This window comes from Ornithinimicrobium cavernae, assembly GCF_003121625.1.
Lineage (GTDB): Bacteria > Actinomycetota > Actinomycetes > Actinomycetales > Dermatophilaceae > Ornithinicoccus > Ornithinicoccus cavernae.
The window spans coordinates 107,205-118,310 of sequence record NZ_QDDJ01000012.1 but is presented as its reverse complement, the minus strand read 5'-3'; the positions used below and the strand labels follow the sequence as shown (position 1 = coordinate 118,310).

Below are 11,106 nucleotides of genomic sequence, written 5' to 3'. Positions count from 1 at the left end.
CGGCGACGTTTCCCTCAGCTGGTGAGCGCGTCCAGCACCAGGGCTGCGGCCCGGCCGGTGCCGTAGGGCGCGGCGTCGGTCGACGGAGGGGCGGTGCGGGAGGCGGCGGCCGCCACGGCGGGGCCGGGCTCGACCAGCACGTTCCACCCCAGCTCGACGGTCTCCACCCACTCGGTCTCGGTGCGCACCGTCGTGCAGGGCGTCCGCAGCACGAAGGCCTCCTTCTGCAGGCCGCCGGAGTCGGTGATGACGCCGCGGGCGGCGTCGACCGCGGCCACCAGGTCCGGGTAGGCGAGCGGGTCGCGGGTCGTCAGCGAGCCGCCGTCCAGGTCCAGTCCGTGCTCGGCGGCCCTGACGCGCAGCCGCGGGTGGGCCAGGAGGACCACGGGGTGGTCCACCTGCTGCAGCGCGGTGACGATCGCCGAGAGGCGGGCCGGGTCGTCGGTGTTCTCGGCGCGGTGGATCGTCGCCACGGAGAACTCGCCGGACGACAGGCCCAGGCGCTCCAGCACCGCGCCGGTGTCGGCGAGCCGCTCCCGCACCAGCATCAGCACGTCGACCATCACGTCGCCCACCAGGACGGCCCGCGCGGACAGGCCCTCGGCCGCCAGGTGGTCCATCGCCACCTGGGTCGGCGCGAGCAGCAGGTCCGCCGCGTGGTCGGTGAGCACCCGGTTGTGCTCCTCGGGCATCCTCCGGTTGAACGAGCGCAGCCCGGCCTCCAGGTGCGCGACCGGCATGTGCAGCTTCACCGCCGACAGCGCGCCGGCCAGCGTGGAGTTGGTGTCGCCGTAGACCAGCACCCAGTCGGGCCGGTGCTCCTCCACCACCGCGTCCATCGCGCCGAGGATGGCACCGGTCTGCTGGCCGTGGCTGCCGGAGCCCACGCCGAGGTGCACGTCCGGGGCGGGGATGCCGAGATCGCTGAAGAAGACGTCGGACAGCATCGGGTCGTAGTGCTGCCCCGTGTGCACGATCACGTGCTCCACCCCGCGGCGCCGGCACTCGTCGGCCACGGGCGCGAGCTTGACGAACTGCGGGCGGGCACCGACGACGCTGAGGATCTTCACGCAGCCCACCCTACGGTCGGGCGGGCACGGATCAGTGCGTGCGGGAGTGGACGTGGACCCGCGCGTCGTGACTGGTGCCGGCGAGCTTGGCGTCGCAGGTGTGCAGGGGCGCGTTCAGGGCCTCCGCCAGTGCCAGGTATGCCGCGTCGTAGGCGGTGTGCTGATGGCGCAGCTCCCAGATGCGCTCGGCGAGGGGTGCCGTGTCGTGTCGGAGGATGTGCAGGTCGAAGTGGTCGATCCGTGCAGCGTCAGCGCGTTCGCGTGCCAGCTTGCGGCCGAGCTCGAGGCCACGGAGCACCGAGAGGACCTCGACGTCGAGAAGATGGGGCGCGGCCACCTCGGAGCCCAGCGCGTCCAGCAGCTCCTCGTCCACCTCGCGTCCCACCAGAGCCTCGACCATCGCCGAGGCGTCGATGACGATCACCGCCGGGACTCCCGGAGGGCCTCGACGATGTCAGTGCCGCTCGGCCCGTCCGAACGGTCACGTTGGCGCAGTCGAGCCACGATCTCGGCATTGGTGGGGCGTGCGGCCACCCGCCCCAGCTCGGCGACCACGTAGGCGGACAGCGACTTGCCCTCCGCAGCAGCACGCTCCTTGAGGGTTTGTGCCACCTCCGGCGGCACGTCCCGGACATACAGTGTCGTCATGGCTCGATGCTAGCAGTCTGCAAGCGAAACTTCAGCGTCTGGTCGTGCGCGCTCCGGGCGGCGGAGCCGGATAGTTTGGAGGCCATGCGCATCCTCGCCGTCAGCACGTGGCTCCCGACGCCCGGCAGCCCGTCCACGGGCGCCTTCGTGGTCCGGGACGCCCAGGCGATCGCCGGGCTGGGGCACGACGTGCGCCTGGTCCACCTCGTCCCGCCGGTGCAGTATGCCGAGGGGCTCGCCGAGCGGGACACGATCGGTGGGCTGCCGGTCACCCGGGTGCCGATGGGGACCAGCAACCCGGTGCAGATCGCGCGGGCAGGCCGAGTGGTCCGAGGGATGGCCGAGCACGCCGACCTCGTCCACACCATGGCGTTCTCCAGCCTGCTGCCGCTGGCGACCCGGCGTCCGCGAGCCCCGTGGGTGCACACCGAGCACTGGTCCGGGCTGACCGCTCCGGACACGCTGCCGACGAGCTGGCAGGCGGCGCTGCCCGTGCTCAAGCGGCTGCTCGCCCGACCGGACGTGGTGACGGCCGTGTGTGACTACCTCGCGACTCCGATCCGCGACGTGCGGGGCCCGAAGCTGACGACCGTGGTGCCGTGCATCGTGCCGGTCCCCGACCCGGTGCCCCCGCGCTCGAACGACGGACGGAGGCTGCGGATGGTCTCCGTCGGGGGACTCATCGACCGCAAGGACCCGCTGCTCGCCGTCGACATCCTCGCCGAGCTGCTGGTGCGCGGCCACGACGCCCGGCTGACCTTCGTCGGCCAGGGTCCGCTCGAGGCCGAGGTCCGGGACAGGGCCGCGCTGCTGGACATCGGGGACCGGGTCCGCCTCACCGGGTCGCTGGACCGCGACGGCGTGCTCGACCAGCTCGGTCGGGCCCACCTGTTCCTCGGACCGACACGCGGCGACAACTTCTTCGTCTCCTGCGCGGAGGCGCTCGTGGCCGGCCGCCCGGTCGTCGTCGGCTCGACGGGCGGGCAGGGGGAGTACATCGACCCCGCCGTCGGGGAGACCGTCCCCACCCAGAGCGCCACCGCCTACGCGGACGCCGTCGAGTCCGTGCTGGAGCGCACGGGCGGTCTCAGCGCCCAGGAGGTCTCCGACACCGTCGGCCAGCGCTTCTCGGTGGCCGCCGTCGCGGAGGGCTACCAGGACGCCTACGACCGCGCCGGGCCCGGGCGACGATGAGGGTCGAGGTCGTCATCGCCGTGCACAGCACGAGCCGGCCGATCGGCCGGGCGGTGGCGAGCATCCTGGACGACAACGGGAGCCAGACCGCCGTCACCGTCGTCTGTCACAACCTCGGTGCGGACCAGATCCTCCCGGGGATCGCGCCGCAGCACCGAGACAGGGTGCGACTCCTGGAGCACCACGACGGGATCCGCTCGGCCGCAGGCCCGTTCAATGCCGGCATGCGCGCCGCCCGCGGCGACTTCGTCTCGATCATGGGCAGCGACGACACGCTGCAGCCCGGGGCCGTCGACGCCTGGCTCGACCTGGCCGACCGCACCGGGGCGGACACCGTCATCTCGCGCCTGCTGCGGGGCAGTGGCGCAGTCCCGACGCCACCGGCCAGGCCGTGGCTGCGCGGCCTGGCCGACCCGGTCGCCGACCGGCTGAGTTACCGCAGCGCGCCGCTGGGACTGGTGAGCAACGCGGCCCGAGAGCGCCTCGGCGTCGAGCTGGCGGAGGGTTTCGTCGTGGGGGACGACGTCCCCTACGTCACCCGCCTCTGGTTCGAGACGCGGGTCGCCTGCCAGCGCACCGGGCCCGGCTACCTCATCGGTGAGGACGCCACCGACCGGATCACCCTGGACCCCAGGCCGGTCCGTGAGGAGCTCGCGTTCGTGCACCACCTGCTCGACCAGGAGTCGTTCACCAGCTATCCGGCCGCGGCGCGCGAGGCGGTCGCGGTCAAGCTGACCCGGATCCACCTGTTCGGGGCGGTGTTCTACCGCTCCGACCCGACCTTCTGGACGGGGACCGAGCGCGCTGACCTCGCGGCGGTCGCCGAGCACCTGGAGCGTCGCGCTCCCGGGCACACCGCCGTCCTGTCGCGGGCAGACCGCCGCCTGCTGGACGGCATACTCGATCTGTCCGTGCCCGCCGAGCGGCTCCTGCACCACGCCCGTGTCCGGCGCCGTCACGGCACGCCGGCCACGGTGCTGACCCGCGACCTGCGCCACCTCCTGCGCAGGGAGGCGCCCCCACGCCTCATGGCCGCCTCCCTCCTCACGCGCTGACCCCGTGCCCTGCGTCCTGCAGTGCCAGGGTGGTGACCCCGGGAGTGCCTGACACAAGGGGCCGGTGGGGACGCCTAAACTCGTGGGCCGGGGGCCAGCCTCCCGGAACACCCGCGCTGAGCCGCGCGTTGGACCGCCGGCTCGATTCGTCGACCACAGGAGAGCCATGAAGATCGCCGTTGTCGCCCTGGGCAAGATCGGCCTGCCGCTCGCCGTGCAGTTCGCCGACGCGGACCCGAGCCACGAGGTCGTCGGCGTGGACGTCAACCAGACCGTGGTCGACCTGGTCAACGAGGGCACCGAGCCGTTCCCGGGGGAGGCGCACCTGGCCGAGAAGCTCGCCGAGCTGGTGCCGGCGGGGCGGCTGCGGGCCACGACGGAGTATGCCGACGCGATCCCGGGCGCGGACGCGGTGGTCCTCGTCGTCCCCCTGTTCGTCGACGAGGCGACCGGCCAGCCGGACTTCGGCTGGATGGACGACGCGACCCGGAGCCTGGCGCAGCACCTGACGCCCGGCACCCTGGTGTCCTACGAGACGACCCTGCCGGTCGGCACCACCCGGGGGAGGTGGAAGCCGATGATCGAGGAGATCTCGGGCCTCACCGAGGGCAGTGAGGCGGGGTTCCACCTCGTCTTCAGCCCCGAGCGGGTGCTCACCGGGCGCGTCTTCGAGGACCTGCGCCGCTATCCCAAACTGGTCGGTGGGCTGACCGCGTCCGGCACCGAGCGTGCCGTGGCGTTCTACGAGGCCGTCCTGACCTTCGACCCGCGTGAGGACCTGCCCCGTCCCAACGGCGTGTGGGACATGGGGACCGCCGAGGCGGCCGAGATGGCCAAGCTCGCCGAGACGACCTACCGGGACGTCAACATCGGGCTGGCCAACCAGTTCGCCCGCTACGCCGACACCGTCGGGATCGACGTCCAGCGCGTCATCGAGGCCTGCAACTCCCAGCCGTTCAGCCACATCCACAACCCCGGCATCGCCGTGGGTGGCCACTGCATCCCGGTCTACCCGCGGCTCTACCTGTCCACCGACGCCGACGCGACGGTCGTGCGCACCGCACGGGAGGCCAACGCCGCGATGCCGGAGTACGCCGTCGCCCGCGCGGAGTCGCTGCTCGGGTCCCTGTCCGGGCTACGGGTGGTCGTGCTCGGCGCCTCCTACCGCGGCAGGGTCAAGGAGACCGCCTTCTCCGGGGTCTTCGGGACCGTCGAGGCGCTGCGCCAGCGGGGCGCGCGGGTGCTCGTGCACGACCCGATGTTCAGTGACGAGGAGCTGGCCGCGCACGGCTGGGACGCCTACCGCCTCGGCGAGGACGTCGACGTCGCGATCGTCCAGGCCGACCACCCGGAGTACGCCGGTCTGACGCCGGCCGACCTGCCGGGCCTGAAGCTCCTGCTCGACGGCCGCCGCATCACCGATCCTGCCGCGTTCACCGGGGTGCCCCGGCTGACCATCGGCGGGGGTGAGCCGGTCACCGCATGAGCTGGTGGGGGGTGCTGCCCGGCATCGTGCTCATGGCCGGGCTCTGGGTGGCACCGGGCTATCTGTTCCTGCGCGCCCTCGGGGTGCGCGGGCTGCTGGCCCTCGGGGCCGGCGGCGGGGTCACCTCCGGGTTGGCCGGGGTCCTGGCGATCGCCTACGACATGGCCGGGATCACCTGGAGCCTGGCGACGTTCCTGATCGGGTGCCTGGGCGGCATACTCCTGTCCCTGCTGGTGGGACGGCTGCTGCGCACCACGTCCGACCCGGCCGCGGTGGTGGTGGCCGGCACCCGCCGGCTGACCGGCAGCGAGCGCGGCTGGCTGACCGCGACCGGGCTGCTCGGTGGCGGCGTGCTGGCGATGGCGATGATGACCGGCATGCAGCGCGCCGACATGCCGCTGCAGGTGTGGGACGCCGTCTACCACCTCAACGCCCTGTGGTTCATCCAGGACACCGGCAACGCCTCCAGCCTGGGCGCGCTGGCGCCGATGTATGCCGACACGGCCGCGCCGTACTACCCGACCGTGTGGCACTCGATCGTGGCCATCGCCCCCGGCTTCCAGGACGTCACGCAGGCGGCCAACGCCTCCTCCATCGTGCTGGGCACCGCCGTGTGGATGACCTCGCTCATGGCCCTGTCACGGGTCGTCTGGCCCGCCCGGGCCCTCCCGGTCGTGCTGACACCGATCGTCGCGGCGACCTTCGTCACCTTCCCGGCGATCTCCGTGTCGATGCTGGGCGTGTGGCCGTTCGCGGTGAGCGTGGCGTGCCTGCCCGGTGCGCTCGCGCTGATGATCGCCGCGCTGCGGGGCAACCAGACCTGGCGGATGCACCTGGCCTATGCCCTGGGCTTCGCGACCGCGGCCGCCGGTGTCGTGCTGGCGCACGGGTCCGGGCTGTTCTCGCTCGTGCTCCTCGCGGCGCCGTTGCTGGCCGTGCTGCTGTTCCGGCAGGGGCGCCGCTACTGGCGGCGGGGCTACCAGGTGCCGGTCGGGGTGGCAGGGACCCTGCTCGTGGTGACGGTCGTGGTCGGCACCGTGGTGCTGGTCAACTTCCAGCCTGTGCAGGCGATCCTGGGCTACGAGCGCGGCGGCCAGGAGAGCTACTGGCCGGGCATCGGCAGCCTGCTCATCGACCACCCGCTGATCTACGTCTACGAGATCAAGTCGGTCAACCTCGTCATCACCGCCATGGCCTTCATCGGGGTCTACCTGACGATCAGCCGTCGGCACGCGAGGTGGCTGGTCGTCGCCCTCGTGGCCTCGGCCGTGCTGACCCTGCTCGCCGCCGGGCCGCCCGAGAACGTGCTGCGTCCCCTGGCAGGCTTCTGGTACACCCAGGCCTCGCGGCTCAACCAGCTCTTCGTGATCCCGATGATCGTCCTGGCGGCCGGTGGTCTGGCGTGGACCTGCCGCAAGCTGGCCGACAGCCTCCGCCTGCCCATCACGGGGACCACCCTCGTCGTGCTGGCCGGGGTCACCCTGGCCACCTTCGGTCTGCGCTGGCCCTCCCAGGTGGAGGTGATGGCGTCGGTCTACAGCAACTGGCCGATCGCGTGGGGCACGATGATCGACTCCGAGGACGAGCTGGCGATGATCGACCGCGCGGACGAGGTGCTACCCGCTGACGCGGTCGTGCTGGGGGAGCCCATCAACGGCTCGCCCTACCTGCTCGCTCGCAGCGGCGTGCAGGTGGTCTACCCGCAGCTGACGCCGATCGCCGGGTCGCCGGAGCGCGAGCTGCTGGCCGAGCAGTTCAACCGGTGGTACCTCGACCCCGACGTGTGCCAGGTGGTCCGCGAGCTGGGGGTCACGCACGTGTATGCCGACGACCTCACCTTCGAGGAGGGCGGCAAGTGGGAGGAGACCACCCCGGGGTTGCGCGTCATCGACACCGACCGCCCCGGCTTCGAGCTGGTCGACGAGGGTGGTCAGGCCTCGATCTGGCGTTTCACCGGGTGTGACCGGTCGGTTCCCGCGCGCTGACCACGCGGACTGACCGGGGCACGTGGGCAGGGCGGTGGACGGGCCCTGCCTTGAGGGCCGGTCGGCGTCCGCGTAGCGTGTGCGGTCCTGCCTGGTCGTGCCGGACCGGCGTGGGGAGCCGTCGACCAGGGGAGGACCCAGCGTGGAGCCTGTCGTCTATCTCGGTGCGGTCCTGGTCGTGGGGGCGCTGGCCCAGTGGCTGGCCTGGGCGATCAGGATCCCGTCCATCCTCGTCCTGCTCGTCGTCGGGTTCGCCGGCGGCACGCTGGTGAGCCCGGACGAGGTGCTGGGCCGGGATGTCCTCTTCGCGGGTGTCACCCTGGCCGTCGGCATCATCCTCTTCGAGGGCAGCCTGACGCTCCGGCTCGCGGACGTGCGGGACCTGGGCCAGCCGGTCCGGAGGCTGTGCTCGGTGACGGTGCTGATCGCGTGGGCGCTCATCACCGGCGCCGGCTGGCTGGTGGGTCTGGAGCTGCAGCTGGCCCTGCTGGTCGGGGCGATCCTCGTGGTCACCGGCCCGACGGTGATCAACCCGATCCTGCGGCAGCTGCGCCCCACCCGGAGGGTCTCCTCGCTGCTGCGCTGGGAGGGCATTGTGGTCGACCCGATCGGGGCGATCCTCGCGCTCCTGGTCTACCAGGCGGTGCTCGTCGGCAACCGGGAGGACGCCTTCGGCACGGCGGTCCTCACCCTCCTCGTCTCGGTCGGGGTGGCGCTGCTGTTCGCGCTGGTCCTGGCCGTGCTGGTCGAGCTCGTGATGGTCCGGCACCTGGTGCCCGACTACCTGCACGGCACGCTCTTCATCGCCGTGGCCGCCTGCGGCCTGGTGGGCTCCAACATGGTCCAGTCCGAGAGCGGGCTGCTCACGGTGACCGTCCTGGGGATCGTCCTGGGCAACCGGCGCACGCTGCACCTGGAGCACGTCAAGGAGTTCTACGAGCACCTGCAGGTGCTGCTGGTGGGCGTGCTGTTCGTCATCCTCGCGGGGCGGATCACCCCGCAGCAGGTCCTGGACCACCTGCCGATGGCGCTAGTCTTCGTGTCCGTGCTGATCCTGGTCGTGCGTCCCGTCAGCATCTGGCTCGGCCTGCTCGGCACCGGGACGACCAGGCAGGAGCGCCTGCTCATGTCGGGCATGGCCCCGCGCGGCATCGTCGCTGCCGCGGTGACCAGCATCTTCGCCCTCGAGCTGGAGCACGCGGCCGCAACCGCGACGGGTGAGCGCCGTGCGGCGCTGGCCCGGTTGGCCGAGGGTGCCGAGGCGATGGTCCCCCTGGTGTTCGTCACGATCGTGGTGACCGTCGCCGTGTACGGACTGGGGGTCGGCCGTCTTGCCGAGCGTCTCGGGCTGGCGACCACGAACCCGCAGGGGGTGGTCTTCGCCGGCTCCCAGGAGTGGGTGCGGCAGGCGGCGGGGGCACTGGGGGAGGCGGGCGTCCCCACCGTGCTGGTCAGCCAGGACGCGCGGCAGCTGCACCGGGCCAGGATGGAGGGCGTGCGGACCGAGCGTTCCAACATCCTGTCCGACTACGCCCTCAACGAGCTCGACCTCGCCGGGATCGGCAGCTTCATCGCGGCGACGGACGACGACGGGACCAACACCACGGCCGCCCGGGAGTTCGGGCACACGCTCGGGCGGGCCAACGTGTACCAGCTGCGGCGGGCCGACGTCGCGGTGTCCTCAGAGCCCGAGGGCGACGGGTCCTCGGCGGAGCGGACCGCTCCGGGCGAGCCGGTGACGGGCGCAGCGACGACCGGCTCGACCAGGCAGGTCCAAACGGTCCCGGCCACGGCGACGAGGAAGCGCGGGGACCGCACCAGCAGTGCGGACCGCCTCTCGGCGCGGGCACCGTTTCGCCCGGCCCTCACCCACGAGCAGCTGGAGGAGCGGGTCGCCGCGGGCATGGTCGTGCGCCGGACCAGGCTGACGGAGACGTTCACGCTCGAGCACTACCTGGGGCGCAACCCCGACGCCGTGCTGCTGTTCACCCACGACGGGACCCGGGCGACCGTGCTGACCGAGGAGTCGGACGTCCCCGACTCCGAGGTCACGCTGATCGCCCTGGCACCTCCGCGCGGGCCCGACCCTCAGGCCCACTGACCACGCTCGGTGAGCACCTGCCTCAGGAGGTCTGCCCGGTCCGAGACGATGCCGTCCACCCCCAGGTCCAGCAGCCGGTGCATCTCGGTCGGGTCATTGATCGTCCAGACGTGGACGAACTTGCCGGCGGCGTGCGCTGCCTCCACGGTCCGGCCGGTGACGACCGGGAGTCCCCGGAAGGCCACGGGCACCTGCAACCCGTCGGCGTCACGCAGCGCCGCGCCGACCAGAGGCCCCCTCCGTCGCGCCCCTGCCTGCGCCGCGACCCGGAACCGGGCCGTGCTGGCCTGGCCCGCGGAGGTGACCACGGGACGGGTCAGCCGGCGCAGCGCCTCGCGTCGCCGGGCGTCGGAGAAGGAGGTCACGCACACCCGGTCGTGGGCCCGTGCCCGCTCGACCACGCGCACCAGGGGACCGATCGCCCCGGCGGACTTGATGTCGATGTTGAAGCGGGCCTCCGGCCACGTGTGCAGCATCTCCTCCAGGCGCGGGATCGCCTCCGTCCCACCGATCCTCGCCCGCGAGACCTGCGCCCACGGCATACCCGTGATGACCCCGGTGCCGTCGGTGACCCGGTCCAGGCTCGCGTCGTGGAAGGCGACGAGCACACCGTCCGAGGTGGCATGCACGTCCGTCTCGAGGTAGCGGTAACCCAGCTCGACCGCAGCCTGGTAGGCCGCCATGGAGTTCTCCCGCCCGTGCAGGTCGAACCCGCGGTGAGCCAGGGGGATGGGTCCGGGGTGGTCGAGATAGGCGGTCCAGGTCACTCCCCAGACGCTACCGACACCCACCGTATGCCGAGGCACCGGTCGGTCGACCGCGTCACCTGCGAGGGGTGTCGACCGACGAAACCCGGCTCTTCGCAGTGAAAGGTGTAGTCCGGTCGACGCGTCGGTGGCCGGGTAGGGTCGAGGTCTCCCGAGGATGGTGTCGTCCGCCGATACCGGTGTAACGCCGCCTCCGACGACCGGAACACGGACCGACGACGCGCCGCGAGCCGTCAGTCGCCGACGCTGCCGTCGATCATCTCGCGCAGGATGTCCGCGTGGCCCGCGTGCCGGGCGGTCTCCACGATCACGTGCAGGTACATCCACGTCAGCTCCCTGCCCCGCGGTGTGGTGACGGCGTAGTCGAGGCTGTGCTGGGCGGCGATCTCGCGGGAGCGGTCGCACTCCGCCTGGTAGGCGGCGATGACGTCGTCGAGCTTCTCGTTCGGCTCCAGCCGCAGGTCGGCCTCTGGGTCTGCGTCGGTCCACGGCGGCGTGGGCAGCTCCGCGGCAGGGATCTGCCCGATCTGCTCGGCGAACCCGCCCAGTTCCACCCACCGCAGGTGTTTGATCAGGCCGCCGAGGTTGGTGCCGGTCGGCACCGGGCTGCGCCGGGCGTCCTCCTCCGACACCCCGCGGGCCTTGCGCACGACGGCGTCGCGCAGGTAATCCAGGAACGTCTCGAGCTGCTCGCGCTCGCTGGCGGCGAACACGCTGCCGAGGATCTCACCGGGTCTAGTCATGGCCGGAACGTAGCACGCGGGCCGACCCTCGCACCGGGGCTATTTTCGGGCTCTTCG

10 protein-coding genes are annotated in these 11,106 nt (G+C 72.2%); 5 read left to right on the top strand and 5 right to left on the bottom strand.

The features are described 5' to 3' along the window. Window positions 1-14: 14 nt before the first annotated feature. From wecB to DA085_RS14640, 3 genes are read right to left on the bottom strand one after another with little or no spacing between them, the layout of a single operon-like run. The gene (gene wecB, locus DA085_RS14650; protein ID WP_109473715.1) at window positions 15-1,070 is read right to left on the bottom strand and encodes a non-hydrolyzing UDP-N-acetylglucosamine 2-epimerase; all 1,056 of its coding nucleotides are present in this window, start codon (window positions 1,068-1,070) and stop codon (window positions 15-17) included. Between the two features lie 31 nt (window positions 1,071-1,101). Further along, entirely contained in the window at window positions 1,102-1,494 is a 393-nt protein-coding gene (locus DA085_RS14645; RefSeq protein ID WP_109473714.1) for a type II toxin-antitoxin system VapC family toxin, read from the bottom strand. After that, entirely contained in the window at window positions 1,491-1,718 is a 228-nt protein-coding gene (locus DA085_RS14640; protein WP_109473713.1) for a FitA-like ribbon-helix-helix domain-containing protein, read from the bottom strand. The genes DA085_RS14645 and DA085_RS14640 overlap by 4 nt, the downstream gene beginning before the upstream one ends. 84 nt (window positions 1,719-1,802) lie before the next feature. Between DA085_RS14640 and DA085_RS14635 the strand changes: the two genes are divergently transcribed. The 5 genes from DA085_RS14635 (at window position 1,803) to DA085_RS14615 (ending at window position 9,539) form a co-directional block, all read left to right on the top strand. Continuing rightward, a complete protein-coding gene (locus tag DA085_RS14635; RefSeq protein ID WP_109473712.1) occupies window positions 1,803-2,912 on the top strand; it encodes a glycosyltransferase in 1,110 nt (369 codons plus the stop codon). Beyond that, complete coding sequence (locus DA085_RS14630; protein WP_109473711.1) at window positions 2,909-3,967, top strand: glycosyltransferase; 1,059 nt, start codon at window positions 2,909-2,911, stop codon at window positions 3,965-3,967. The genes DA085_RS14635 and DA085_RS14630 overlap by 4 nt, the downstream gene beginning before the upstream one ends. A gap of 166 nt (window positions 3,968-4,133) precedes the next feature. Next, complete coding sequence (locus DA085_RS14625; protein WP_109473710.1) at window positions 4,134-5,453, top strand: nucleotide sugar dehydrogenase; 1,320 nt, start codon at window positions 4,134-4,136, stop codon at window positions 5,451-5,453. Beyond that, complete coding sequence (locus DA085_RS14620) at window positions 5,450-7,438, top strand: DUF6541 family protein (RefSeq protein WP_109473709.1); 1,989 nt, start codon at window positions 5,450-5,452, stop codon at window positions 7,436-7,438. The genes DA085_RS14625 and DA085_RS14620 overlap by 4 nt, the downstream gene beginning before the upstream one ends. Before the next feature lie 142 nt (window positions 7,439-7,580). Beyond that, on the top strand, window positions 7,581-9,539 hold the full coding sequence (locus DA085_RS14615) for a cation:proton antiporter (RefSeq protein WP_109473708.1): 1,959 nt from the start codon (window positions 7,581-7,583) through the stop codon (window positions 9,537-9,539). Here the strand turns inward: DA085_RS14615 and DA085_RS14610 are convergent. Together DA085_RS14610 and DA085_RS14605 are read right to left on the bottom strand one after the other, a co-directional pair. Beyond that, window positions 9,527-10,306 (bottom strand): glycerophosphodiester phosphodiesterase family protein, encoded by a 780-nt coding sequence (locus tag DA085_RS14610; protein ID WP_237565538.1) that lies wholly within the window; start codon window positions 10,304-10,306, stop codon window positions 9,527-9,529. The genes DA085_RS14615 and DA085_RS14610 overlap by 13 nt on opposite strands. A 233-nt stretch (window positions 10,307-10,539) precedes the next feature. Then, the gene (locus DA085_RS14605) at window positions 10,540-11,049 is read right to left on the bottom strand and encodes a DinB family protein (RefSeq protein WP_077690675.1); all 510 of its coding nucleotides are present in this window, start codon (window positions 11,047-11,049) and stop codon (window positions 10,540-10,542) included. Between the last annotated feature and the right edge of the window lie 57 nt (window positions 11,050-11,106).

Excerpts from the sequence above, each read along its gene's own strand:
- DA085_RS14620 (WP_109473709.1), top strand. The coding sequence starts at position 5,450 with ATGAGCTGGTGGGGGGTGCTGCCCGGCATCGTGCTCATGGCCGGGCTC.
- DA085_RS14625 (WP_109473710.1), top strand. The coding sequence starts at position 4,134 with ATGAAGATCGCCGTTGTCGCCCTGGGCAAGATCGGCCTGCCGCTCGCC.
- DA085_RS14635 (WP_109473712.1), top strand. The coding sequence starts at position 1,803 with ATGCGCATCCTCGCCGTCAGCACGTGGCTCCCGACGCCCGGCAGCCCG.
- DA085_RS14605 (WP_077690675.1), bottom strand. The coding sequence starts at position 11,049 with ATGACTAGACCCGGTGAGATCCTCGGCAGCGTGTTCGCCGCCAGCGAG.
- DA085_RS14640 (WP_109473713.1), bottom strand. The coding sequence starts at position 1,718 with ATGACGACACTGTATGTCCGGGACGTGCCGCCGGAGGTGGCACAAACC.
- DA085_RS14630 (WP_109473711.1), top strand. The coding sequence starts at position 2,909 with ATGAGGGTCGAGGTCGTCATCGCCGTGCACAGCACGAGCCGGCCGATC.